At 67.9% G+C, this 25,280-nt stretch carries 18 protein-coding genes and 1 tRNA gene; 3 read left to right on the top strand and 16 right to left on the bottom strand.

The features are described 5' to 3' along the window. Positions 1-6: 6 nt before the first annotated feature. Positions 7-945: a carbohydrate ABC transporter permease gene (locus tag E0H50_RS27080; RefSeq protein ID WP_131293334.1), complete on the bottom strand. Its 939-nt coding sequence runs from the start codon at positions 943-945 to the stop codon at positions 7-9. Beyond that, positions 942-2,690, bottom strand: coding sequence for an extracellular solute-binding protein (locus E0H50_RS27075; RefSeq protein WP_131293333.1), 1,749 nt, complete (start codon positions 2,688-2,690; stop codon positions 942-944). Before E0H50_RS27075 ends, E0H50_RS27080 begins: the two co-directional genes overlap by 4 nt. 242 nt (positions 2,691-2,932) lie before the next feature. On the opposite strand from E0H50_RS27075, the gene E0H50_RS27070 reads away from it, so the two are divergent. Next, complete coding sequence (locus tag E0H50_RS27070; RefSeq protein WP_131293332.1) at positions 2,933-3,406, top strand: NUDIX hydrolase; 474 nt, start codon at positions 2,933-2,935, stop codon at positions 3,404-3,406. 11 nt (positions 3,407-3,417) lie between these two features. Here E0H50_RS27070 and polA read toward each other — a convergent pair whose 3' ends face one another. Beyond that, positions 3,418-6,132: a DNA polymerase I gene (polA, locus tag E0H50_RS27065; protein ID WP_131293331.1), complete on the bottom strand. Its 2,715-nt coding sequence runs from the start codon at positions 6,130-6,132 to the stop codon at positions 3,418-3,420. A 74-nt stretch (positions 6,133-6,206) separates the two neighbouring features. Here polA and E0H50_RS27060 point away from each other — a divergent pair, with 74 nt between their 5' ends. Beyond that, a complete protein-coding gene (locus E0H50_RS27060) occupies positions 6,207-6,626 on the top strand; it encodes a hotdog fold thioesterase (protein ID WP_420323259.1) in 420 nt (139 codons plus the stop codon). On the opposite strand, the gene E0H50_RS27055 is transcribed toward E0H50_RS27060, so the two are convergent. Then, complete coding sequence (locus E0H50_RS27055; protein WP_238151239.1) at positions 6,589-7,179, bottom strand: GNAT family N-acetyltransferase; 591 nt, start codon at positions 7,177-7,179, stop codon at positions 6,589-6,591. The two genes, E0H50_RS27060 and E0H50_RS27055, sit on opposite strands and share 38 nt — an antisense overlap. Before the next feature lie 115 nt (positions 7,180-7,294). On the opposite strand from E0H50_RS27055, the gene E0H50_RS27050 reads away from it, so the two are divergent. Beyond that, positions 7,295-8,035 carry a DUF554 domain-containing protein gene (locus tag E0H50_RS27050; protein WP_131293330.1) on the top strand — a complete coding sequence of 247 codons (741 nt, stop codon included), beginning with the start codon at positions 7,295-7,297 and terminating at the stop codon, positions 8,033-8,035. 16 nt (positions 8,036-8,051) lie between these two features. On the opposite strand, the gene E0H50_RS27045 is transcribed toward E0H50_RS27050, so the two are convergent. From E0H50_RS27045 to gltB, 12 genes are all read right to left on the bottom strand, one after another. Beyond that, positions 8,052-8,768, bottom strand: a complete 717-nt coding sequence (locus tag E0H50_RS27045; protein WP_131293329.1) for an ABC transporter ATP-binding protein — start codon at positions 8,766-8,768, stop codon at positions 8,052-8,054. After that, positions 8,768-9,619, bottom strand: a complete 852-nt coding sequence (locus tag E0H50_RS27040) for an ABC transporter ATP-binding protein (RefSeq protein WP_131293328.1) — start codon at positions 9,617-9,619, stop codon at positions 8,768-8,770. Before E0H50_RS27040 ends, E0H50_RS27045 begins: the two co-directional genes overlap by 1 nt. After that, positions 9,616-11,334: a branched-chain amino acid ABC transporter permease gene (locus E0H50_RS27035; RefSeq protein WP_131293327.1), complete on the bottom strand. Its 1,719-nt coding sequence runs from the start codon at positions 11,332-11,334 to the stop codon at positions 9,616-9,618. Before E0H50_RS27035 ends, E0H50_RS27040 begins: the two co-directional genes overlap by 4 nt. Then, positions 11,331-12,647, bottom strand: a complete 1,317-nt coding sequence (locus tag E0H50_RS27030) for a branched-chain amino acid ABC transporter permease (protein WP_238151238.1) — start codon at positions 12,645-12,647, stop codon at positions 11,331-11,333. Before E0H50_RS27030 ends, E0H50_RS27035 begins: the two co-directional genes overlap by 4 nt. Positions 12,648-12,731: 84 nt before the next feature. Further along, positions 12,732-13,973, bottom strand: a complete 1,242-nt coding sequence (locus tag E0H50_RS27025) for a branched-chain amino acid ABC transporter substrate-binding protein (protein WP_238151237.1) — start codon at positions 13,971-13,973, stop codon at positions 12,732-12,734. Between the two features lie 340 nt (positions 13,974-14,313). Further along, positions 14,314-14,901, bottom strand: coding sequence for an ANTAR domain-containing response regulator (locus E0H50_RS27020; RefSeq protein ID WP_131293326.1), 588 nt, complete (start codon positions 14,899-14,901; stop codon positions 14,314-14,316). A gap of 149 nt (positions 14,902-15,050) precedes the next feature. Further along, positions 15,051-15,647 (bottom strand): helix-turn-helix domain-containing protein, encoded by a 597-nt coding sequence (locus E0H50_RS27015; protein WP_238151236.1) that lies wholly within the window; start codon positions 15,645-15,647, stop codon positions 15,051-15,053. 32 nt (positions 15,648-15,679) lie between these two features. Then, positions 15,680-15,762: transfer RNA gene (locus E0H50_RS27010), tRNA-Leu, on the bottom strand. Between the two features lie 230 nt (positions 15,763-15,992). Beyond that, complete coding sequence (gene pyk / locus E0H50_RS27005; RefSeq protein ID WP_131293325.1) at positions 15,993-17,444, bottom strand: pyruvate kinase; 1,452 nt, start codon at positions 17,442-17,444, stop codon at positions 15,993-15,995. A 99-nt stretch (positions 17,445-17,543) separates the two neighbouring features. Next, positions 17,544-19,100, bottom strand: coding sequence for a metallophosphoesterase family protein (locus E0H50_RS27000; RefSeq protein WP_238151235.1), 1,557 nt, complete (start codon positions 19,098-19,100; stop codon positions 17,544-17,546). Positions 19,101-19,187: 87 nt separating this feature from the next. Further along, a complete protein-coding gene (locus tag E0H50_RS26995) occupies positions 19,188-20,654 on the bottom strand; it encodes a glutamate synthase subunit beta (protein ID WP_131293324.1) in 1,467 nt (488 codons plus the stop codon). Continuing rightward, positions 20,654-25,177: a glutamate synthase large subunit gene (gene gltB / locus E0H50_RS26990; RefSeq protein WP_131293323.1), complete on the bottom strand. Its 4,524-nt coding sequence runs from the start codon at positions 25,175-25,177 to the stop codon at positions 20,654-20,656. Before gltB ends, E0H50_RS26995 begins: the two co-directional genes overlap by 1 nt. Between the last annotated feature and the right edge of the window lie 103 nt (positions 25,178-25,280).

The raw sequence follows: 25,280 nt of genomic DNA, 5'->3' as shown, positions 1-25,280 counted from the left end.
GGGGCGTTATCCCTTCAGGGAGCCGATCATGGCTCCCTTGACGAAGTGCTTCTGGACGAAGGGGTAGACCAGCAACGGCGGGATCATCCCGATCACGATCAGCGAGTACTTCAGCTGCTGCTGCAGCTCCTTCAGCTGCGCCAGCTTGCTCGTGTCGGGCATCTGGGACGGGTCGACCTTGGACTGGATGAGGATCTGCCGGAGCACCACCTGCAACGGGAACAGGTGCTCGTTGGTCAGGTAGATCAGCGCGTTGAAGAACGAGTTCCACTGCCCGACCGCGTAGAACAGCAGATTCACCGCAATGATCGGCTTGCTCAGCGGCAGCACGATCCGCCAGAAGAACCCGAAGTCGCTGCACCCGTCCACCTTCCCGGCCTCCACCAGCTCCTCGGGGATCGTCACCATGAAGTACGTCCGGGTGATGATCACGTTCCAGACCGCCAGCGCAGTCGGCAGGATCATCGCCCACCGCGTGTTCAGCAGCCCGAGCTGGTCGACCACCAGGTACGTCGGGATCAGCCCGCCGCTGAACATCATCGTGAACACGAACGCCGCCATGATGATCCCCTTGCCCGGCAGCCCCTTCCGCGACAGCGGGTACGCCGCCAGCAGCGTGAGAACCGTGGCGACGAGCGCGCCGGCCACGGCGTAGAACACGGAGTTACCGAAGCTGCTGACGATCGCGTCGTAGTCGAAGATCGCCTTGTACGCGTCCAGGGTGAAGCCGACCGGCCACAACCACACCTGGCCGGCCGACACCTTGTGGGTGTCGCTCACCGACGCGCTGAGGACGTAGACGATCGGATACAGGATCGCCAGGCAGAACAGTGCGAGCGCGGTGTAGATGCAGGCCAGCGCGATCTTGTCGCCGCGGGTGTCCTGAATCGGCGCGCCGGCTCCCAGCCGCCGCTCGTCCGGCGGCAGGGTCCCTGCCGCGCTCATCCGTTGTAGATCTCGTAGGCGGCCTGCTGGAGCTCCAGATACGGCTTCACGCCGATCTTGGCCACCCGGTCCTTGTAGCCGTTCCACGCGGCGTCGTCGTTCGGGTCCAGCTGTCCAGTGACGAACTTGGAGAACGACAGGTTGACCTCGCTCTTCAGGTTCGTCTTCAGCTCCGCCTCCTGCGCGGCCTGGTCCTGGTCCAGCGTGACCGGTGGGAACTGCATCTCCTGCGGCTGCTTGTACGGGAAGTAGTTGTCCACTGTCTGCTGGTAGAGCGGCTTCTCGAAGGTGAGATCGGCCGGATTCACCCGCTCGGCGAGCCGGAAGTCCTGAGAGCGGTACATCGTGTTCTCCTGGCTCCAGGAGATGTTCTTCTCGGTGTTCCAGGTCGCGGAGAACCCGTACACCGCCTGCTTGCCATTGATCCCGAGCTCGCCCTTCTTGGCCCACTCGAACTTCGGCCCGCCGTACCCGCGCAGGATCGCCTCCAGTTCCATCTGGGCGTCGGCCCACTGGACCAGCAACTCAGGCTTCGCGCACTTCTTGGTGATCACCAGCTTGGCCACCTCGACGCCGACGCCGAGGTAGTTCCAGGCGGCGTACTGCACGCCGTTCGGTCCCTTCAGCGGCGGGATCGCCTGATACTTGCGCCAGCGAGCGTTCGGGTCCTTCTGGTCGATGTCCAGGAAGCCGCCCCAGTAGTACGACCGGGCGCCGCCGATGATCGGCTTACCGGGCGCGTTCCCGTACCGGTCCATCTGGTCCTGGTCGGCGGTGAACACGTCCTTGTTGATCAGGCCCTCGGCGTACATCCCGTGGATGAACTTCAGGCCCTCGCGCCACTCGTCCTTGTCGAAGGTGACATCGACCTTGCCGTCGTTCACCACCAGCCACGGCTCGCCCGGGTTGTACAGGAACGAGTTCATGAAGAACGTGTCGAACGGCGCGTCCTTGTAGCCGGCGAACGGGATCGTCCGGCCGTTGCCGCCCAGATCGGCCTTCTTGAAGGCACGCAGCACCTCGACGAACTCGTCGGTGGTCTTCGGGACGGCCAGCCCGACCTGCTTGATCCAGTCGGTGTTCAGGAACGTCCGGCCGTTGCTGGCCCGGCAGTGGTAGCAGTCGTTGATGTTCGGGAACGAATAGATCTTCTTGTCCGGCGCCTGCACCAGCTTGCGGGCGTCCGGGTAGTCCTTCATCGCCTGCTGCAGGTTCAGCGCATAGCCGTCGATGTACTGGCCGACGTCGGCGAACAGGCCCTGCTGGCCGTACAGGAACAGCTGCGACCGGGTGAAGTTCACGCCCATGAACGCGTCCGGGATGTCGCCCGCGGCGATCATCGCGTTGACCTTGGTCATGATGTCGTCGTCGGTCCCGCCGACCTGGTTCCACTCGATGTGGATGTTGGTCTTCTGCTCCAGCCACTTGGTGAAGGCGTTGGTCTTCCAGTCCCCGATCGTCACGTCCTGCGGTACGACGATCTTGAACGTCACCTTCTCGCTGGTGATCGGCTTCAGCTCGCGGGCGACCGGGCCGACGTACCCCTCCGGGTACTGCACCGTCGCCAGCTTCGGGCCGAGCGTGACGCTGGGCGCCGCACCGCCGGCGCCTGCGGCCGTGGTGCCGGCGTTGCTCGAGCCGCTGCACGCGCTGAGCACTCCACCGCCGGCGGCCGCGGTCAGTCCGAGTGCCCCGGCAATGAGTGATCGGCGGCTGAGTCCCGGGCGTGCGTGATCGTTCGGCATGGTTCCTCCTAGGCGGCGGGATCGGAACGGAGACGAAATATCCGATTGCGATATCCAATAGGATCTCGGATCTTTGCCCGGGAGAATGACATAGAAAGGGCGGCTTCGGAAGAGGTCAGGTGTCACCGGCCGAAGTTGACCGGTCACTGTCGGGATATTTCGTGCAAACGCTTGCCACTGAACGTTTCACTGACAGTTTCTTGCGTGTGGGATGGCGCGACGGCTTCGGTAGGGTGCTGGGCATGCCGACGCCGAAATTCGTCCTCGACCTGCGCGCGAAGATCGGGCACGACCTGCTCTGGCTGAGCGGGCTGACCGCGGTCGTGCTCAACGACGCCGACGAGGTGCTCCTCGTCCGGCGCGCCGACAACGGGCGGTGGAGCCTGGTCGCGGGCATCCTCGAACCAGGTGAGCAGCCGGCCGTCGGGCTGGTCCGCGAGATCCAGGAGGAGACCGCGGTCGAGGCGGTCGTCGAGCGCCTGGTCAGTGTCGAGTCACTTCCGCCCGGCAGCTACCCGAACGGCGACCAGGTCCAGTTCCTCGACCTCTGCTTCCGCTGCCACCCCGTCCGCGGCGAGCCCAGGGTCAACGACGACGAGTCCCTCGACGTCCGCTGGTGGCCGCTGGACGACCTTCCGGACCTCACGGACCGGGAGCTGGCGTGTATCAAGAACGCCCTGTCCCCCGGCCCGGAGCCGGTGTTCGCGACCTCTTAGTCGGCGGCTTCTTAGTGCGCTGCCTCGTGCCAGGTGCGGCCGACGCCGACGGAGACGTCGAGCGGGACGGCCATCTCGACGGCGTGGCCCATGTCGTGGCGGACCAGCTGCTCGAGGGCCTCGCGTTCGCCGGGGGCGATCTCGAAGACGAGTTCGTCGTGGACCTGGAGCAGCATCCGTGACTTCAGGCCGGACTCGCGCAGCGACCGCTCGACCTTCAGCATCGCCATCTTGATGACGTCCGCCGCCGACCCCTGGATCGGCGCGTTCAGCGCCATCCGCTCGGCCATCTCGCGGCGCTGCCGGTTGTCGCTGGTCAGGTCCGGCAGGTACCGCCGGCGGCCCAGGATGGTCTCGGTGTACCCGGTCTTGCCGGCGTCGATCACGATCGACCGCAGGTAGTCCCGGACCCCGCCGAAGCCCTCGAAGTACTCGTCCATCAGGCCCTTGGCCTCGTCGACGCCGATCTTCAGCTGCTGGCTCAGCCCGTACGCCGACAGGCCGTACGCGAGGCCGTAGTTCATCGCCTTGATCTTCGCGCGCTGCTCCTGGGTCACCGCGGACGGCTCGACCGAGAACACCCGCGACGCCGTCACCGAGTGGAAGTCCATCCCGGAGTTGAAGGCGTCGATCAGGCCCTGGTCCTGCGACACGTGCGCCATGATCCGCATCTCGATCTGGCTGTAGTCGGCCGACATCAGCGACTCGTTGCCCTCGCCGACCACGAACGCCTGCCGGATCCGGCGGCCCTCCTCGGTGCGGATCGGGATGTTCTGCAGGTTCGGCTCGGTAGAGCTCAGCCGGCCGGTCGCCGCGATGGTCTGGTTGAACGTCGTGTGGATCCGGCCGTCGCGCGGGCTGATCGTCTTCAGCAGCCCCTCGACCGTCTGCCGCAGCCGGGTCGCGTCGCGGTGCGCCAGCAGGTACGCCAGGAACGGGTGCTCGGTCTTCTCGAACAGCGCCTGCAGCGAGTCCGCGTCCGTGGTGTACCCGGTCTTGGTCCGCTTGGTCTTCGGCATCTGCAGCTCGTCGAAAAGCACCACCTGCAGCTGCTTCGGCGACCCGAGGTTGATCTCCTTGCCGATCACCTCGTACGCCGCCGTGGCCGCTTCCCGTACGCCGGTGGCGAACCGCTCCTCGAGCTCCTCCAGATACGCGCGGTCGACCGCGATACCGTCCCGCTCCATCGCCGCGATCACCTGGATCAACGGCAGCTCGACGTCCGCGAGCAGCGCCGTACCGGCCTGCTTCTCGAGCTCGGCGTCGAGGGTGTCGGCGAGGTCCGCGATCGCGCGGGCCCGCAGCATCGTGTGGTCCGCGGCCGGCCCGCCCTCGACGTCGTCGAAGCTGAGCTGGCCGTTCTCGGCCTCCTCGTTGCGCAACTCACGCTTGAGGTACCGAACGGTGAGGTCGGCGAGGTCGTACGCCCGCTGGTCCGGGCGGACCAGATAGGCGCTGAGCTGGGTGTCCGAGCTCAGACCGGCCAGGGTCCAGCCGCGCTCCAGGAAGCCGAGCAGCGGGCCGTTCACGTCGTGCAGCGCCTTGGGCTGCTTCTCGTCCGCGAGCCAGGCCCGCCAGGCGGACTCGTCGTCCGGGGTCATCGTGGTCGGGTCGAACCAGGCCGCCGCACCGGACGTGTTCGCCAGCGCCAGACCGGTGATCTGACCGGTGCCGCCGCCCCAGCTGCCCTGCACCGCGACCCCGACGCGGTCACCGCCGCTCACGTGCTCCTTGAGCCAGGCCCCGACCTCACCCGGCTTCAGCTGCACGCCATCCAGCTCGAACCCGTGATCGACGGCCGCGTCGACCTCCTCGTGCTCGGCGACCAGCCGCTCGCGCAACACCCGGAACTCCAGGCTGTCGAACAGCGTGTGCACCTTCTCCCGGTCCCACGGCACCCGCACCAGGTCGTCGATCGAGACGTCCAGCGTCAGGTCGCGGACCAGCTCGTTGATCTGCCGGTTCCGGATCACGTCGGCGAGGTGCTCGCGCAGCGACTCACCGGCCTTGCCCTTGATCTCGTTCACCCGGTCGACGACGTCGTTCAGCGAGCCGAACTGGTTCAGCCACTTGGCCGCCGTCTTCGGGCCGACCCCGGGCACCCCCGGCAGGTTGTCGCTCTGCTCCCCCACCAGCGCGGCGAGATCGGGATACAGCCGCGGGCCGACACCGTACTTCTCCTCGATCGCGGCCGGGTCCATCCGGGCGATCTCGGACACACCGCGCTTCGGGTACAGCACCGTGATGTCCTCGCTGACCAGCTGGAACGAGTCCCGGTCACCGCTGCTGATCAGCACCTCGAAGCCCTGCTCGGACGCCTGCGTGGCGAGCGTCGCGATGATGTCGTCGGCCTCCCAGCCGTCGATCTCCGTGGTCGGGATCCGGAGCGCCTCCAGCACCTCCTTGACCAGCGAGATCTGCCCCTTGAACTCGTCCGGCGACTTCGACCGGCCCGCCTTGTACTCCGTGTACTGCTCGGAGCGGAAGGTCTTGCGGGACACGTCGAACGCGACGCAGACATGCGTGGGCTGCTCGTCGCGCAGCATGTTGATCAGCATCGAGGTGAACCCGTACACCGCGTTGGTGTGCTGCCCGGTGGTCGTGGAGAAGTTCTCCACCGGGAGCGCGTAGAACGCCCGGTACGCCAGCGAGTGCCCGTCCAGCAGCAGGACCCGCGGTCGCCCGGTGCCCGGGGTCGCGGTGTCCTTGGGGGAACCTGCAGTCAACGTCGAAGTCTGAGTTTCTGGAGCCACGTACCGACTCTAGTGGGTCCCACGGACAGTTCTGACACACTGCTTCCGTGACAGATGAAATGAACCTGGGCCCGGGGATGGGCATGGAGGGCACGCTCCTGCAGCTGATGGGAATCGTTGTCACCGAGGCGACCCCGGAGCGGGTCGTGGCGACGATGCCGGTCAAGGGCAACACGCAGCCCTACGGTCTGCTGCACGGCGGCGCGTCCTGTGTGCTGGCCGAGAGCCTCGGCTCGATCGGGTCGGCCCTGCACGCGGCGACGTCCGGGAAGGTCGCGGTCGGCGTCGACATCAACGCAACCCACCACCGCGCGGTCCGCGACGGAGTCGTCACCGGCGTCGCGACACCGATCTACCTCGGCCGCACCACCACGTCGTACGAGGTGGTCGTCACCGACGACCGCGACAAGCGGGTGTGCACCGCCCGGATCACTTGCCAGCTGATTCCGGCTCCGCCCGGGAGCTGACCGCGCGCCGGGCCACCGCCGAGCGGCGCGACGACAGCAGGGCGAGCAGGTTCGGTGCGTGCTCGGCGGTGAGCCGGCGACGCACGGTGTGCGTGTTCGCGAACCGCAGGACGCCGGCCTGCCCGAGGCCGAGGCGGGCGAGGAAGCGGTTCGCCTCGCGGGCGATCGCGGGCGCGACCACGGCCAGGTGGACGCAGCTCTCGTGCTCGGCCCAGGTGACTGCTTCCGCGATCAGCGCCTTGCCGAGGCCGTGCCGGCGGGACGTGTCGCTGACGTGCAGGTACTCGACCGTGACCGTCGTGTCGTCGTGCAGCGGACTGATCGCGGTCCGGCGCAGATACGCCATACCGTGCACCTGACCGTCCAGCTCGACCACCAGCAGCCGGCCGAGCGGGTCGTCCAGATGCTTGCTGACGGCAACCTCGGCGGCGGCCGTGGACGGCGGTGCCGGGAGCCGGGACGGCAGACCGGCAGCGGTGCTGAGCTCACGCCACAGCGCCACCAGCGCGTCGGCGTCGCTCGGCCGGGCGTCCCTCACCTCGACGGCTGCCACCACAGCGACCTCCCGGTCCGGTCCACCCCCGAGGTGAACAGACGGGCCGATACGCTCGTCCTCGCGCAACAGTAGGCCCTCGGGGGTCACCTGCAAAGTCGAGTGGGAGACCAGTTTGTTCATCGGAATCGGGACCGTCGTGAACGTCGCGACGGTGCTCGTCGGTTCGGTACTCGGCGTACTCGTCGGACACCGGCTCAGTCACCGCACCAGGGATCTCGTCACCGACGCGCTGGGACTGGTCACGCTCCTGATCGCGATCAGCTCGGCACTCACGGTAGGGGATGCCGCGCTCAGCGACGCGGTCGGCGACAGCGCCCCGATCCTGATCGTGCTCGGCGCGATGCTGATCGGCGGGATCGTCGGTTCGATCCTGCGGATCGAGCAGCGGCTGGAGGACTTCGGCGGCTGGATGCAGCGCCGGTTCGATCGCGGCGAGGGGCGGGGCACCTTCGTCGAGGGGTTCGTGTCCGCCTCGATGGTGTTCTGCGTCGGGCCACTGACCTTCCTCGGATCGCTGTCCGACGGTCTCGGGCGCGGCGCCGATCAGCTGTTCCTGAAGGCGGTGCTGGACGGCTTCGCGTCGATCGCCTTCGCCGCCTCGTTCGGCTGGGGCGTCGCGGCGTCCGCGCTGGTCGTCCTGGTGATCCAGGGATCGATGACGCTCGTCGGAGCGTTACTGGGCGACGTACTGCCCGACGCTCATGTCACCGCGCTCGGCGCGACCGGAGGCGTGATGCTGATCGGTGTGGCACTCAGGCTGCTGAAGCTGAAGCAGGTCGCCGTGGCCGATCTCCTGCCCGCGCTGATCGTCGCGCCGCTGCTGGTTCAGTTGCTCGTTGTCATCCGCAACTGAACCAGCAGCAACCGCGTCAGTCCTCGCCCAGGTAGGCCTTGCGGACCGAGTCGTTCACCAGCAGGTCGCGGCCGCTGCCCGAGAGCACGACCTTCCCGACCTCGAGCACGTACCCGTAGTCGGCCCGCTTCAGCGCGGCCTGGGCGTTCTGCTCGACCAGCAGGATCGTCGTACCCTGCCGCTGCAACTCGCTCACCGTGGTCATGATCCGCTTCATCATGATCGGGGACAGCCCCATCGAGGGCTCGTCCAGCATCAGCAGCTTCGGCCGGCTCATCATCGCCCGGCCCATCGCCAGCATCTGCTGCTCACCGCCGGAGAACGTACCGGCCGGCTGCTTGCGCCGCTCCCCCAGGATCGGGAACAGGTCGTACGCCGCCTGCAGGTCGGTGCGCACGCCCGCGGGATCGCGGCGGGAGAACGCGCCGAGCATCAGGTTCTCCTCGACCGACAGCCGCGGGAAGATCCGCCGGCCCTCGGGCGAGTGCGCCAGACCACGGGTGACGATGTCGTGCGCCGCCACGTGGTCGATCCGCTCGCCCTGGAACCAGATCTCGCCGCCGGTCGGCCGGAGCAGACCCGAGATCGTCTTCAGCGTGGTGGTCTTGCCGGCGCCGTTGGTGCCGATCAGCGACACCACCTGCCCCTGCTCCACGCTGAAGCTGATCTTCTTCACCGCAAGGATCTTGCCGTAGGCAACTTCCAGGTCCTTGACCTCGAGCATCGCGCTCATCAGACCTCACCTCCCGGTACGTCGTCCTGCGGGCCCTCGTCCTCGTCGTCCTCGCCGGTGCCGATGTAGGCCTCGATCACCCGCGGATCGGACTGCACCTCCTCGGGCGTGCCCTCGATCAGGGCCGACCCCTGGACCAGACAGAGCACCCGGTCGCACAGGTTGAAGATGAACCGCATGTCGTGCTCGATCACCACGACCGACAGCCCGGAGTCCCGGATCTTGAAGATCAGGTCACTGGCCTGCCGGGTCTCCTGCGGGTTCATACCGGCGGTCGGCTCGTCCAGCAGGATGAGCTTCGGGTCGGTGGCCAGCGCCCGCGCGATCTCGAGCCGGCGCTGGTCGCCGTACGGCATGTTCCGGGCCAGGTGCTCGGTCGACCGGCCGAGCCCGACGAACTCCAGCAGCTCCTGTGCCCGGGCCCGGGTGGCCGCCTCCTCGCGGCGGAACTTCGGGCCGTGCAGCACCGACGTGAGCGCGCCCGCGCTGGTCCGGCAGTACCGCCCGACCATCACGTTCTCCAGCGCGGTCATGTTCGCGAACAGCCGGATGTTCTGGAACGTCCGCGCCATCCCGGCCCGGACCACGGCCCGCGGCTTGGGCGGCAACGGCGTACCGGAGAACCGGACCTGCCCGCTGGTCGGCTTGTAGAGACCGGTGAGGCAGTTGAAGAACGTCGTCTTGCCGGCCCCGTTCGGGCCGATCAGACCGACGATCTCGCCCTCGCGGACGGTCAGGTTGACGTCGTTGACCGCCAGCAGACCGCCGAACCGCATGGTCACACCGGAGGCTTCCAGCACCGGGTCGCCGATCGGCCGCGCGGCCACGTCCTGCGTTTCGGTTACCGTCATTTCGCCTCCTCCGCCGCGATCAGCCGTTCCTCTTCGACGGCGACGGCCAACGCCTCGTCCTCCTCGTGGAACTCCAGCTTCCGGCGTCTGCTCGCGACCAGCCCCTCGGGCCGGAACCGCATCATCAGCACCAGCAGCAGGCCGAACAGCAGCAGCCGGTACTCGAGGAAGAACCGCAGCTTCTCCGGCAGCACCTTCAGGATCGTCGCACCCAGCAGCACGCCGACGATGGTGCCCATGCCGCCGAGCACGATCGCGGCCAGCAGGAACGCCGACTCCAGGAAGATGTACTGGTCCGGACTGACGGCGCCGTCCTGGTGGGCCTTGACCGTGCCCGCCATACCGGCCAGGAAGGCGCCGATCGCGAACGCGAGCAGCTTCAGCCCGAACACGTTCACGCCCATCGCCTCGGCGGCCTTCTCGTCCTCCCGGATCGCCACCCAGCCGCGCCCGATCCGGCTGTTGTTCAGCCGGGAGAACGCCAGGATGACGCCGCCGATCAGGAGCAGCAGCAGGAAGTAGTAGTTCGAGTTCCGGGTGAGGTCGATCCCCGCGATCGTGTGGTCGGTCCCGAAGTTGAAGCCGAACAGCTCCAGGTCCGGGATGCCGGGGATTCCGTTCGGCCCGTTGGTCAGGTTCGGGCCGTTGTTGCCGTCCAGGTTGAACATCGAGAACCGGAAGATCTCACCGAAGCCGAGCGTCACGATGGCCAGGTAGTCGCCGGACACCCGCAGCGTCGGCGAACCGATGATCAGGCCGAGGGTCGCCGCCACACAGGCGCCGACCAGCACCACGACCAGGAACGGCGGTTTCCAGCCGATGGTCGCGAACGCCGACGTCGACAGCGTCGCCGCGACGTACGCACCCGATCCGAGGAACGCGATGTACCCGAGGTCCAGCAGGCCGGCCAGGCCGACCACGATGTTCAGGCCCATCGCGGTGGCGCTGAAGACCAGCACCGCGCCCGCGATCGACATGTTCGTGTCGTCCCCGTTCTGGGTGAACGGGAACAGGAACGCCGCCGCGAACGCCGCCAGGGTCAGCACCTTGCGGTGCCGCTGCCCGGCGTGGCCCACGAACGACATCACCCCGGACCGGAACAGAGCGGTCGCGGCCGTCCCGGCGAACACCAGGCACAGGATCAGCGGCCAGGCCTCGTCCTGAGCCAGCGTGTACGCCGCGGTGAACAGCAGGGCCGCCATCAGGAACGCGATCGAGAGGATCTCGAACCAGGCCGGCATCCGCGCCTCGCTCATGTCCCGCAGCTGATGCAACGGCAGCATCCACGCGGACGCCGCGATCAGCGCGGCGCCGACGAGCGTGACGTACCCGCCCGGGTTGACGTTGATCAGGCCGTCGGACTCGATCGAGATCGCGATCAGGACCAGCACCATGTACAGCACGAGTCCGAGACCGAGGGCCCGCAACCCGAGAGTCGCGTCCACCCACGAGCCCAGCTTCACCAGCGGGCCCTTCTCGGCGAGCAGCAGCACCAGGGACAGCACGGCGAGGATGATCGCCAGGTTCTGCAGGCCGTTCGGATAGAAGTTGACCGACAGATCGTTCAGGATCTGCCCGTCGTAGCTCCAGGACAGGAACGCGCCGACGATCACCAGCGCGACGCCGGCCAGGCCCAGCGGCCAGGCGATCGGCTTGCCCGGCTTCACCGCCGGAGCCTCCGAGAGGTCGTCGACAGGAGTCTCGAAATCGGTCATGCGCGGTCCACCACCCTTGCGCCCAGCAGGCCCTGCGGCCTGAACACCAGAACCAGGATCAGGATCACGAACGCCCAGACGTCCTTCCAGGTACTACCGCCGAACTGGCCGGGGATGTACTGGGTGGCCATCGCCTCGACGACGCCGAGGACCAGACCACCGGCGACGGCGCCGTAGATGTTGCCGATACCGCCGAGCACCGCGGCGGTGAACGCCTTCAGGCCGGCCAGGAAGCCCATCCGGAAGTCGATGTTCGTGTTCTGCAGACCCTGCGAGACACCGGCGATCGCGGCGAGTACCGCACCCAGGGCGAACGCGACCACGATGATCCGGTCGACGTTGATACCCATCAGCCGCGCGGTGTCCGGGTCCTGCGAGACCGCCTGCATCCCGCGGCCGATCCGGGTCCGGTTGATGAAGAACCAGAGCAGGACGGCGCAGATCAGCAGCGCCCCGACCGTGAACAGCGCGGACCGCTGGATCGTCACGCCGCCGACCTGCAGCGCCTTGCCCGTCACCACGTCGATCTGCGGGAACGGGATCCGCAGCTTGGCACTCGGCCACTCAACGGTGGTGATCAGTTTCTTGAACAGCACCCAGCCGACCTCGGCGACGACGGCGGCGCCGACAGCGGCAGCAGCGATCGCCGGAAGCGGCGCCTCGGCCCGGGCGTTCCGCCGTACCAATAGACCGGCCAGCAGACCGAGCGCCGTACCGACGAGCGCTCCGCCCACGACCACGCCGATGATCAGCAGCGGATTCAGGTCACGGTTGACCAGCCGTACGACGATCCACAGGGCGACGGCGCCACCTGCGCCGCCGAGCAGGGGCGCACGGTCGAACCACCGGGACAGCGGGTGGTTCAGGTCGATCTTGGCCACCCGGCCGCCGGCGACGTAGCCGACGGCGATCGCCAGACCGGCGAACACCACGACCGTCCAGGCGGGCTCCTCGTAGAAGAGGCGGATGAACTCCTGCAGGAACACGGAGATACCGATCGCCGTGATCAGCGGTGCGAGTCGTGGCGCGTTCCGCAGGGGACGGTACGCGACACGCTCCATCAGCACCGCGGTGCCGACCGACGCGATCATCGCGCCGATGATCATGATCGGCAGGATCCACACGGCGGTCTTGCCGTCGAAGAACAACAGGTACGTCGTCAGCGCGCCGAACGCGCCGATCATGAACACCTCGCCGTGGGCGAAGTTGATGAGCTGCACGATGCCGTACACCACCGTGTAGCCGACCGCGATCAGGGCGTACAGCGAGCCCAAGGTCAACCCGTTGACGAGTTGCTGGAAGAACTGGTCCACGTCGACCTCCCATCTGCCTCGGTTGTGACATGCCACGGGGGTGGGAGGATCGCTCCCACCCCCGAGACATGAGGTCGACTCTGCTTACTTGGTTTCGAAGTCCTTGGTCTCCACGGTCGCCCACTTGCCACCGGCAACCTTGTAGACGGTCAGGACCTTCGAGGTGGTGTCGCCGTACTGGTCGAAGGCGACCTTGCCGGTGACGCCGTCGAAGCTGACCTTCGCCATCGCGTCGACCGTCGCCTTCCGCGCGGACTCGACGTCCGACGCGTCCTTCAGCGATTCCTTCAGCGCGGCGATGATCGCGTTCGCGGCGTCGTAGGAGTAGCCGCCGTACGCGGCGTACGGCTCCTTGTACTTCTCGGCCGTGTAGTCGGCGACGAACTTCTTCGCCGTCTCCAGCGTGTCGATCGGGGCGCCGACCGAGGTGGCCAGGTCGTTGTCGGCCGTCTTACCGGCCAGCGTGATGTACTTCGGGTCGAAGATGCCGTCGCCGCCCATCAGCGGGACGTTCAGGCCGGCAGCCTTCATCTGCTGCGAGAGCGGACCGGCGTTCGGGTACTCACCGCCGTAGTAGACCGCCTGCGGGTTGGACGGCTTGACCGCGGAGATCACGGCCTGGTAGTTCGACTCGTCCGGGTTGATCGTCTGCGCCGACACGACCTGACCGCCGAGCTTCTTGAACTCCTCGGTGAAGGTGCCGACCAGGCCCTGGCCGTACGCCTTCTTGTCGTGGATCGTCGCGACCTTGGTGATCTTCGCGGTCTCGTACAGGTACCGCGCCGCGAACGGACCCTGGACTGCGTCCGTGGTGCAGGTGCGGAAGTACGTCGGGTACGGCCGCTGCGGGTCCGTCTGCCACTTGGCGCCCTGGGTCAGGCCGGGGCCGGTGTTGGCCGGGGAGACCTGAACGATGTTCTTCGGCGCGAGCACCGGCTGGACCTGCTGGGCGACGCTGGTGTTCAGCGTGCCGACGACGCCGATCACGTCCTTGTCGCTGGCGAGCGCGGTCGCCGCGTTCTTACCCGGCTCGGTCTTGCCCTCGTCGTCCTTCGGGACCACCTCGAGCTTCCAGCCCGGGATCGCCTTCGCCTCGTTGGCCTGCTTCACAGCGAGTTCGACGGAGTGCTGGATACCCAGACCCAGGGCCGACAAGTCTCCGGACAGCGGCGCGATGACGCCGATCTTCGCGGTCTTGGTCGCTTCTTCGGAGCCCCCGCCAGAGTCGTCGCCACTGCGTGAACCGCAGGCAGTCAGGGCCAACGACGCAACGATCAGCGACGCGCCGACCCGTACTACGGAACGCTGGTGCACTGTTCCTCCCATGTCTGGATAGTCCCAGTGAATCCGGGACTCTCGCGCATTTGCCACGAGCACCCGCAGGTTAGACCCAGCGGTGGTTCCAAGCGAACAGCGCATCGGCTGTGTTGTGAGGTCGTTACCCCGGTAAGCATCGTCCTATGACCTGATTACTGTCCGGTGGGGCATTGTGGTGACGTACGGTCAGCGGGCCGTCGTTCTGGGTGAGATTCGGCGGCTGTCAACCTGGGTGACTGTCACGATTCGTCACGAAGCCGCCATCGCGTTCAGCACACGGTCACGACACGCCGCTACGGGAGGCGGCGGACGCAGATTGTTGCCGACGTGGGCAACGCCGTCTGCCCGATCAGGAATCGCCGGCTTCGTTGACGACCAGCTCGGCCACCTGGCGCATCGACACCCGCTTGTCCATCGCGGTCTTCTGGATCCAGCGGAACGAGTCCGGTTCGGACAGCCCGAACTTGGTCTGCAGGATCGACTTCGCCCGGTCGACCAGCTTGCGGGTCTCCAGCCGCTCGGCCAGATCCGCGACCTCCCGCTCCAGCTCGGCGAGCTCGACGTACCGGGACGCGGCGATCTCGATCGCGGGCAGCAGATCGGCCTTGGAGAACGGCTTCACCAGGTACGCCATCGCGCCGGCGTCCCGCGCCCGCTCGACCAGCTCCCGCTGCGAGAACGCGGTCAGCATCAACACCGGAGCGATCCGCTCCCCCGCGATCTTCTCGGCCGCACTCAGCCCGTCCAGCTTCGGCATCTTCACGTCGAGAATCACCAGATCCGGCCGCTGCTCCACCGCCAGCCGAATCGCCTCCTCGCCGTCCCCCGCCTGCCCGACGACGTCGTACCCCTCTTCCGCGAGCATCTCAGCCAGATCCATCCGGATCAAAGCCTCGTCCTCAGCAATCACCACACGCTTAGCAGTCACACCGCACACCCTAGCGACCCCACCTCACGACTTCGGCCCCACGAACACATCCAACGCGGCAACCGCCAAGCTATGCCCAAGAGATCCAGTGCATCCGTGAGTATGTTCCGGATGTCGTCGGACTTGTTCGAGAACAGATAGCGCACGTAGAGGTACCGCTAGTCGCGGCGGGGTCTGCTCGCCCAGTTCACGATCCTGCACCCGTCCGAGTGGAAGAGCCCGCGCAGGAGCTGTTCGGGGTACTTGGCAACAATCTCCCGCTGCCAGTCGGCCAACTCGATCTTCCGCAAGTGCTTCCGCCCCGGACCGTGCTGCGGGGACAAGCACGGCCAGTGCTTCCAGCGAGCCTCGGTCAGAACCACACCGACGCGGAGCCGGGGACAAGGGCTCGCAGTCGGCTTGACCCGCTTAATGGTCTCGAAGATCTCGCGGTTGAGCTCCGGGTACCTTTCGTCGTTCGCGATCTGCAGCGTGAACACGCCTCGTCGTGCCGTCGCGATGGAACCGTCGCCCAAGTACCACCCGAGAAGCAATGCGTACGCCGCCTCGTCCAACTCAGCCCCATCACACCGCGGACAAGGCGTCGGCTGAAACCCGGTCCCCCGCGGCAACCCCCGCCGCTGATACAGCCGCCGCCACCGCCGAATCGTCTTGATCGCGACCCCGTGGATCTCGGCATTCGCCTTGTCACTGACCCCGTCGTCCGACATCCGCAACGCGGAGTCCACCGTCTCCTGCGACCTGATGTGCCCCATGCCTCATGGTCATCGTCGCCACCGACAATTTGTGCCGGGTGTGGGATTCGAACCCACACGCCCTTGCGAGCAACGGATTTTGAGTCCGTCGTGTCTGCCATTCCACCAACCCGGCGAGTTGCTGGAGCAACTCTAGCCGCAAGCCGGTCGATTCCGCCTATCGGCCCCGCCGTGACGGGCACCATCGGAATCGGCGATCCGGGTGAGGCTCCTGGAGGGGCCACGGGACTGGATATCCGCTCGTGTTGGGGGTTCTCCGCTCGCATACCAGCAGAGAACCCCCAACACGAGGGGAGAACCCTTCTTGAGGCGGGCGGGCAATCAGTGACCCGCCTCGACCGGGTCTTACGGGTTGGGGCTTCGGTAGGCGGGGGCGTTGCCTTCTATGGCGTCGCCCATGCGGTGGACTCGGAGGGCGTTGGTGGAGCCGGGGATGCTGGGTGGGGAGCCGGCGACGATGACTACCAGGTCGCCCTTGTTGAGGATGCCCAGTTCGAGGAGGCGCTGGTCGACCTGGCGGACCATTTCGTCGGTGTGGTCGACGGTCGGGACGATGTGGGTGGTGATGCCCCACACCACGCTCAGCCAGGAGCTGACCGACGGCACCGGCGTGAACGCGAGCAGCGGCACCTCGGTGCGGTAGCGGGCCAGCCGCAGTGCGGTGTCACCGGACTGGGTGAACGCGATCAGGTACTTCGCCTCGAGCCGCTCCGCGACGTCCGCGGCCGCGCGGGCGATGACGCCGCCCTTGGTCTTCGGCTCCCACTCGATCTCCTGGACCCGGCTGAGACCGTGCTCCTCGGTCGACTCCACGATCCGGGCCATCGTCTTGACGGTCTCGATCGGGAACCGGCCGACGCTGGTCTCGCCGGACAGCATGACCGCGTCGGCGCCGTCGAGTACGGCGTTCGCGACGTCGGAGGCCTCGGCCCGGGTGGGTCGCGGCGCGGAGATCATCGACTCCAGCATCTGGGTGGCGACGATCACCGGCTTCGCGTTCAGCCGGGCCTGGTCGATGATCAGCTTCTGGACCAGCGGGACCTCCTCGAGCGGGAGTTCCACGCCGAGGTCGCCGCGGGCCACCATGAACCCGTCGAACGCCTCGATGATCTCGTCCAGGTTGGCGACCGCCTGCGGCTTCTCGATCTTGGCGACGACCGGGATCCGCAGACCCTCCTCGTCCATGATCTTGTGCACGAGCTGGATGTCGGCGGCGTCCCGGACGAACGACAGCGCGATCATGTCGGCCGGCAGGTGCAGCGCCCAGCGCAGGTCCTCGGCGTCCTTCTCGGACAGCGCGGGCACGCTGACCGAGACGCCGGGCAGGTTGATGCCCTTGTGGTTGGAGACCGGGCCGCCGACGGTGACCCGGCAGACCACGTCGGTCTCGGTGACCTCCTCGGCGACGAGCGCGATCCGGCCGTCGTCGATCAGCAGCTGGTCGCCCGGGTTCACGTCGCCCGGCAGACCGTCGTACGTCGTACCGCAGATGGTCTGGTCACCGGGCACCTCCCGGGTGGTGATCGTGAAGCGCTCGCCGTAGGTCAGCGTTGCCTTGCCCTCGGCGAACTCGGCCAGCCGGATCTTCGGGCCCTGCAGGTCGACCAGGATGCCGACGTTGGCCCCGGTCTCCGCCGCAGCGGTGCGGATCCGCTGATAGATGCGCTCATGCTCGGCGTGGGCGCCGTGGCTCAGATTGAGCCTTGCGACGTCCATACCTGCTTGGACGAGTTCTGTGATGCGCTCCGGGGCGGCCGTAGCCGGGCCGAGCGTACAAACGATCTTTGCGCGACGCACGTCACAAAACCCTACTCCTGCAAACCACTGGGCCCGCTGGTCCGCCCCCGTTACTGGACAGTTAACAGTTGAAGACAAGCGGCCGCATCGCCTGAATCGTCAAGAACCGAAGGGGGTGTAGGGCCCGACGGTCACGTCCCCGCTGGGCTGGGCGGTGACGGTCTGCAGACCGACCGGCAGCCCTTTCTGGTACGTGATGAGGGTGACCTCACCCGGTTTGCGCAACGTGTAGCCCAGCGCGAAGGCGTACGCCGCTCCCCCGGTCGTCCCGTTCGTGTACGTCGTGACCGCGCGGCCGTCGACCACCCGGTGTTCGGGCCCGACCTGGCGGTGCAAATGACCGGACAGGAGCAGCGTCGCGCACCCGCGGGCGGCCGTGTCGGCGTACGACGAGGGGTCGTGCACCACCATGGTCGAGATCCGCTTGTCCTCCGGCTGGTCGCAGGCGATGTCCGCGAGCCGCTCCGACTGGTGCTCGATCGTCTCGTCCCCGGGGCTGTCGGCGCTGCCGAGCCCGGTGCGGGTCGGGTCGCTGTCGCCGAGGAACCGGATGCCCTCGACCTCAACCGGCTTGCTGTCGAGGACGGTGAACCCGGATTTGCGCATGAACTCCTCGACGTGGCCGCCGGCGTCGTGGTTGCCGGCCACCGCGACCACCTTGAAGCCCTTGAAGTGCTGCCGCAGCGAGTTGATGCTGAACGCTTCCCAGCTCTGCCCGGACGAGGTGTCGTCACCGGCGTCGATGAGCAACTTGGCGCCGCCGCGCTTCGCGACCTCGGCCGCGAACCCGTCGATGCCGATGTTGTCGTGCCGGTCCGAGACCAGCAGCGCGACCGTCTCGTTCTCGTTCGGCTGGTGCAGCTGCGGGGCGACGTCCGCGACCCGGTCCTTGAGCTTGCCGTACAGCTCGGTGGACTTGCGGTACGTCTCCACCAGCGTCCGGATCACCCCGACGCCACCGGTGGTGGAGAACCCGGACGCGACCTCGACCGACTTCAGCCGGTCGTCGAACGACATCTCCGGCAGCAGCTTGAACAACGGCTGCCACTGCGTGGGCGGCACGTCGGCCTGCCGCATCCGTCCCGGTCCGAAGATCGACGCGATCGTGATCAGCATCGCGACCAGCACGACGATCATCCGGTGCTCGGTCCGCCGTTCGTGCCGGTGCACGAGGTGCCACAGCTCGCTGCGGCGCCGTACGCCGAGGGCTGTCCACAGGGTCGCGACCACCACGACCACGAGCAGGCCCGACCCGGCCCCGGCGACCGCGTTGTCGACCGCCATCTCCTGGATGACCTGCTGGATCCGCCCGATCTCACCGTCGGGCTGAGAAGCGATCAGGGTGTCGCGGGTGAGCAACTCGGTGAGGTTGTCGGCGTCGGTCTCCTGGACGTCGACGTTGACGCCGACCCCGCCCGGCGTGTTGGTCGGGATCCGCAGCCGCGGCAGGACGGCGCCGAGGTCGAGGGTGGCGTGTCCGTCGAACGTCGGCGACACGGTCGCCGCGTGCGCGCCGATCGTGACCCGCTCGGAGTCGTTCACGAACCCGAACAGTCCCACCACGACCGAGGTCAGCACGAAGAGCAGGCTCAATCCGGCCCACGGCGCAGCCGCCCGCAGCCGCTCTTTCGTCACCAGCCGTACCACCACACTCACCAACCTACCGAGAAGCCCCACCTTGAGCACCGACCAACCATTTTCCGTCGCGGATTTTGGTTGCCTGGGGCCCAAGGTGGGCTGCGGTCAGACTGCGAGGGGGCGGGCAGTCGGCGGGATCGGTGTGGGGAGCGTCGACGATCCGGTGAGGTGGGCGTCGACGCCGCCGGCGCAGGAGCGGCCTTCGGCGATCGCCCAGACGATCAGCGACTGGCCGCGGCCGGCGTCACCGCAGGCGAAGACCCCGTCGACCGACGTCTGGTACCGGTTGTCCCGCTTCACGTTGCCGCGCTCGTCGAGCTCGACGCCGAGCTGCTCGAGGAAACCCTCGCGCTCCGGGCCGACGAAGCCCATCGCCAGGAGTACGAGCTGCGCCGGGATGTGCCGCTCGGTGCCCTCGATCGGCGCGAAGCGGCCCTCCTTGAACTCGACCTCCACCAGGTTCAGCCCGGACACGTTGCCGGCAGCATCGGCCTCGAAGTTCACCGTGGAGACGGCGTACACCCGCTCGCCGCCCTCCTCGTGCGCGGAGGCGACCCGGTAGATCATCGGGTACGTCGGCCACGGCTGGTTGCCCGGACGGTCGTCGCCGGGCCGCGGCATGATCTCCAGCTGGGTGACCGTCCGCGCGCCCTGCCGGTGCGCGGTCCCCAGGCAGTCGGCGCCGGTGTCGCCGCCTCCGATGATCACCACGTCCTTGCCAGTAGCAACGATCTGGCCGTCGACGGTCTGCCCGAGCGCGACCCGGTTGGCCTGCGGCAGGTACTCCATCGCCTGGTGGATGCCGCCGTACTCACGGCCCGGCACCGGCAGGTCGCGGGCGGCCGTGGAGCCGGTCGCGATGACCACGGCGTCGTACCGCTGCTTGAGCTGGGTGCCGGTGACGTCCACGCCGACGTTGACGCCGGAGCGGAAGACCGTGCCCTCCTCCTTCATCTGCTGGATGCGGCGGTCGACCTGGACCTTCTCCATCTTGAACTCGGGAATGCCGTACCGCAGCAGGCCTCCCGGGGCGTCGGCGCGCTCGTACACCGCGACCGTGTGACCCGCGCGGGTCAGCTGCTGCGCGGCGGCCAGGCCGGCCGGGCCCGAGCCGACGACCGCGATCGTCTTACCGGTCAGCCACTCCGGCGGCTGCGGGTTGACGTCACCGGTCTCCCAGGCCTTGTCGATGATCGCGACCTCGACGTTCTTGATCGTCACCGGGTCCTGGTTGATGCCGAGCACGCAGGAGGTCTCGCACGGCGCCGGGCAGAGCCGCCCGGTGAACTCCGGGAAGTTGTTGGTCGCGTGCAGCCGCTCGATCGCGCTCGACCAGTCGTCGCGCCAGACCAGGTCGTTCCATTCCGGGATCAGGTTGCCCAGCGGGCAGCCGTTGTGGCAGAACGGGATGCCGCAGTCCATACAGCGGCCGGCCTGCTTGGTGATGATCGGCAGCAGCGCCTTGCCGGGACCGCCGGGGTAGACCTCTTTCCAGTCCTGCTTGCGTTCCTCCACCGGCCGCCGGTCGGCGACCTCGCGCGGGGTGGTCAGGAATCCCTTGGGATCAGCCATCAGATGGCCTCCATCATCGCTCGCGTGGTGGCGTCCTCGTCCAGCCCGTCGCGCTCGGCGGCCGCCTTGGCCGCCAGCACCCGGGCGTAGTCGCGGGGCATCACCGTGGTGAACCTGGCAGCCGCGGCCGGCCAGTCGGCGAGCAGCTTGGCCGCCCGTTCCGAACCGGTCTCCTCGAAGTGCCTGCGGACCAGGTCGTGCAGCAGTTCGGACTCGTCGGTGGTGACCGGGTGCAGATCCACCAGCTCCGGGTTCACCAACGCCGGGTCCAGGTCGATCACGTGGGCCACGCCGCCCGACATGCCGGCCGCGAAGTTCCGGCCGACGGCGCCGAGTACGACGACGCGCCCGCCGGTCATGTACTCGCACGCGTGGTCGCCGACCGCTTCGACGATCGCGGTCGCGCCGGAGTTCCGGACGCAGAACCGCTGCCCGGCGCCGCCGCTGATGAACAGTTCGCCGGACGTGGCGCCGTACGCGATCACGTTGCCGGCGATGATCTGGTCGGCGGCGTCGAACCGCGCGTGCCGGTCGGGCCGGATCACGACCCGGCCGCCGGACAGGCCCTTGCCGACGTAGTCGTTCGCGTCACCCTCGAGTCGCAGCGTGACACCACGCGGCACGAACGCGGCGAACGAGTTGCCGGCCGACCCGGTGAAGGTCAGGTCGATGGTGCCGTCGGCCAGCCCGGCCGCGCGGTACCGCTTGGTGATCTCGTGGCCCAGCATCGTGCCGACGGTCCGGTTGACGTTCCGGATCGCGAGCTGCGCCCGGACCGGTTCGCCGTTCTCCAGCGCCGGCTGGCAGATCCGGATCAGCTCGTTGTCGAGCGCCTTGTCCAGACCGTGGTTCTGCTCGATGGTCTGGTGCAGCGACGTGCCCTCCGGCAGCGCCGGCACGTGCAGGATCGGCGACAGGTCGAGCCCGTCGGCCTTCCAGTGGTCGACGGCCCGCTGGATGTCGAGGACCTCGGCGTGACCGATCGCCTCGTCCAGGGTCCGGAACCCGAGCTCCGCCAGGTACTCGCGGACCTCCTCGGCGATGAACTCGAAGAAGTTGACGACGAACTCGGGCTTGCCGGAGAACCGCTCCCGCAGCACCGGGTTCTGCGTCGCGACGCCCACCGGGCAGGTGTCCAGGTGGCAGACCCGCATCATGATGCAGCCCGACACCACCAGCGGCGCGGTCGCGAAACCGTACTCCTCCGCGCCGAGCAGCGCGGCGATGATCACGTCCCGGCCGGTCTTCAGCTGGCCGTCGGTCTGGACGACGATGCGGTCGCGCAAACCGTTCAGCAGCAGGGTCTGCTGCGTCTCGGCGAGACCCAGCTCCCACGGACCGCCCGCGTGCTTCAGCGAGGTCAGCGGCGCCGCGCCGGTGCCGCCGTCGTGGCCGGAGATCAGTACGACGTCCGCGTGCGCCTTGCTGACGCCCGCGGCGATCGTACCGACGCCGACCTCCGAGACCAGCTTCACGTGAATCCGCGCCGACGGGTTCGCGTTCTTCAGGTCGTGGATCAGCTGCGCCAGGTCCTCGATCGAGTAGATGTCGTGGTGCGGCGGCGGTGAGATCAGGCCGACGCCCGGCGTCGAGTGCCGGGTGCTCGCCACCCACGGGTACACCTTCGGGCCGGGCAGCTGCCCGCCCTCACCGGGCTTCGCGCCCTGCGCCATCTTGATCTGGATGTCGTCGGAGTTCGTCAGGTACTCCGCGGTGACGCCGAAGCGGCCGGACGCCACCTGCTTGATCGAGCTCCGCCGGGCCGGGTCGTACAGCCGCTCGGCGTCCTCGCCGCCCTCGCCGGTGTTCGACTTGCCGCCGAGCTGGTTCATCGCGATCGCCAGCGTGGTGTGCGCCTCGGCGCTGATCGAGCCGTAGCTCATCGCGCCGGTGGAGAACCGCTTGACGATCGCGCTCACCGGCTCGACCTCGTCGATCGGGATCGGCCCGCGGTCGGACTTGAAGCCGAACAGACCGCGCAAGGTCATCAGCCGCTCGGACTGCTCGTCGACCTTCGACGTGTACTGCTTGAAGATGTCGTACCGCCCGGTCCGGGTGCTGTGCTGCAGCCGGAAGACCGTGTCCGGGTCGAACAGGTGCGGCTCGCCCTCGCGGCGCCACTGGTACTCGCCGCCGATCTCCAGCTTGCGGTGCGCGGGCAGGATCCCGTCGGCCGGATACGCGCGCAGGTGGCGACGCCGTACCTCCTCCGCGATCGCGTCCAGGCCGACGCCGCCGATCCGGGACGACGTACCGGTGAAGTAGATGTCGACCAGGAACGGGGACAGCCCGTTCGCCTCGAAGATCTGGGCGCCGGTGTACGACGCGACCGTCGAGACACCCATCTTCGACATGACCTTGAGGACGCCCTTGCCGAGCGACTTCACCACGTTGCGGATCGCCTGCTCGGGCTCGATGCCGGGCAGGTAGGTACCACGCCGGCACAGGTCCTCGACGGACTCCAGCGCCAGGTACGGGTTGATCGCGGCCGCGCCGTACCCCATCAGGAGCGCGACGTGGTGGACCTCGCGGACGTCACCGGCCTCGACCACCAGACCGACCTGGGTGCGGGTCTTCTCCCGGACCAGGTGGTGGTGGATCGCGGAGGTGAGCAGCAGCGACGGGATCGGGGCGCTGTCGGCGTTCGAGTGCCGGTCGGACAGCACCAGGATGCGGGCGCCGTCGTTGATCGCGGCGCTCGCCTCGGCGCACAGCTCGTCGAGCCGGGTCCGGAGCGCCTCGCCGCCGCCCTCGACGTCGTACACGCCGCGCAGGACCGTGGTGGCCAGGCCGGGCATGTCGCCGTCGAGGTTGATGTGCCGGAGCTTGGCCAGCTCGTCGTTGGTGATCACCGGGAACGGGATCACCACCTGGCGGCAGGAGGCCGGGCTCGGGTTGAGCAGGTTCGACTCCGGGCCGAGGCTGGACGACAGCGAGGTCACCAGCTCCTCGCGGATCGCGTCCAGCGGCGGGTTCGTGACCTGCGCGAACAGCTGCGCGAAGTAGTCGAACAGCAATCGCGGACGATCGCTCAGGACCGCGATCGGCGTGTCGGTGCCCATCGAGCCGATCGGCTCGGCGCCGGACTTCGCCATCGGGGTGAGGATGACGCGCAGCTCCTCCTCGGTGTACCCGAAGACCTGCTGCCGCCGGGTCACCGACGCGTGGCTGTGGACGACGTGCTCGCGCTCGTGCAGGTCCTCGAACCGGATCAGGCCGGCGTGCAGCCACTCGTCGTACGGGTGCTCGGCGGCGAGCGCGTTCTTCACCTCGGCGTCGGTGATGATCCGGTGCGCGTCGACGTCGACCAGGAAGATCCGGCCAGGCTCGAGCCGCCCCTTCTCGGTCACGGTCGCCGGGCCGATGTCCAGGACGCCGGCCTCGGAGGCGAGTACGACGAGACCGTCGTCGGTCACCCAGTACCGCGACGGGCGCAGGCCGTTGCGGTCCAGGACCGCGCCGACCTTGGTGCCGTCGGAGAAGACCACCGACGCCGGGCCGTCCCACGGCTCCATCAGCGTCGAGTGGAACTCGTAGAACGCCCGCCGCTGCGGGTCCATGGTGGCGGCGTTCTCCCACGCCTCCGGAATCATCATCAGCATCGCGTGCGGCAGCGAGCGGCCGCCGAGATGCAGGAGCTCGAGGACCTCGTCGAAGGACGCGGAGTCGGACGCACCCGGCGTACAGATCGGGTAGAGCTGCTCCAGGTCGCCCGGGATCAGGTCGCTGGACAGCAGCGCCTCGCGGGCCCGCATCCAGTTCCGGTTGCCCTGGACGGTGTTGATCTCACCGTTGTGGGCGATGTACCTGTACGGGTGGGCCAGCGGCCAGGACGGGAACGTGTTCGTGGAGAACCGGCTGTGCACGATGCCGATCGCCGAGGCGAGGTCGGGGTCGGTCAGCTCGGGGAAGAACTTGTCCAGCTGGTCGGTGGTCAGCATCCCCTTGTAGGTGATGGTCCGGCCGGACAGCGACGGGAAGTAGGTCTCGGTCTCCTTCTCGGCGCGCTTGCGCAGCCGGAACGCCATCCGCTCCAGCGCCAGGCCGAGCACGCGGCCCGCCTGCGCGGTCACGAACAGCTGCTTGAAGGTCGGCATCACCGAACGCGCGGTCGCGCCGAGCAGGTCGGGCGTGGTCGGGATGTCCCGCCAGCCGACCACCGTCAGCTGCTCCTCGGCCGCGAGCTCCTCGATCCGGTCGATCGCCTTCGCGGCGTCGTCGGCGTCGGCCGGCAGGAACGCGATACCGGTCGCGTAGCTGTGCGGCGCGGGCAGCTCGAACTCGCACACCTTGCGGTAGAAGGCGTCCGGTACCTGGATCAGGATGCCGGCGCCGTCGCCGGAGTCGGGCTCGGCACCGGACGCGCCACGGTGCTCGAGGTTCCGCAGGGCGGTCAAGGCCTTCGCCACGATGTCGTGGCTGGGTTCACCGGTCAGAGTCGCGACGAAGGCAACACCGCACGCGTCGTGCTCGTGCCGTCCGTCGTAGAGACCCTCGCTCGGGAATGGCGGGCTACCAAACATTCAGGAGCTCCCGTCGTCCTACGGTCAAAAACAACTGGCCGCGGGACAACACTGGCCCAAGCCGGGAGTCCCGAGACTACCTCATGACGCCCGCCAAATGGAC

Origin of the sequence: Kribbella sindirgiensis, from assembly GCF_004331435.1 — a bacterium.
GTDB classification, from domain to species: domain Bacteria; phylum Actinomycetota; class Actinomycetes; order Propionibacteriales; family Kribbellaceae; genus Kribbella; species Kribbella sindirgiensis.
This window is presented reverse-complemented; position numbering and strand designations above follow the sequence as displayed.

What these genes read in the sequence shown, in the direction of transcription:
- E0H50_RS27080 (WP_131293334.1), bottom strand. Translation starts at nt 945, where the DNA reads ATGAGCGCGGCAGGGACCCTGCCGCCGGACGAGCGGCGGCTGGGAGCC.
- E0H50_RS27075 (WP_131293333.1), bottom strand. Translation starts at nt 2,690, where the DNA reads ATGCCGAACGATCACGCACGCCCGGGACTCAGCCGCCGATCACTCATT.
- E0H50_RS27070 (WP_131293332.1), top strand. Translation starts at nt 2,933, where the DNA reads ATGCCGACGCCGAAATTCGTCCTCGACCTGCGCGCGAAGATCGGGCAC.
- E0H50_RS27045 (WP_131293329.1), bottom strand. Translation starts at nt 8,768, where the DNA reads ATGAGCGCGATGCTCGAGGTCAAGGACCTGGAAGTTGCCTACGGCAAG.
- E0H50_RS27040 (WP_131293328.1), bottom strand. Translation starts at nt 9,619, where the DNA reads ATGACGGTAACCGAAACGCAGGACGTGGCCGCGCGGCCGATCGGCGAC.
- E0H50_RS27035 (WP_131293327.1), bottom strand. Translation starts at nt 11,334, where the DNA reads ATGACCGATTTCGAGACTCCTGTCGACGACCTCTCGGAGGCTCCGGCG.
- E0H50_RS27025 (WP_238151237.1), bottom strand. Translation starts at nt 13,973, where the DNA reads ATGGGAGGAACAGTGCACCAGCGTTCCGTAGTACGGGTCGGCGCGTCG.
- E0H50_RS27015 (WP_238151236.1), bottom strand. Translation starts at nt 15,647, where the DNA reads ATGGGGCACATCAGGTCGCAGGAGACGGTGGACTCCGCGTTGCGGATG.
- E0H50_RS26995 (WP_131293324.1), bottom strand. Translation starts at nt 20,654, where the DNA reads ATGGCTGATCCCAAGGGATTCCTGACCACCCCGCGCGAGGTCGCCGAC.
- gltB (WP_131293323.1), bottom strand. Translation starts at nt 25,177, where the DNA reads ATGTTTGGTAGCCCGCCATTCCCGAGCGAGGGTCTCTACGACGGACGG.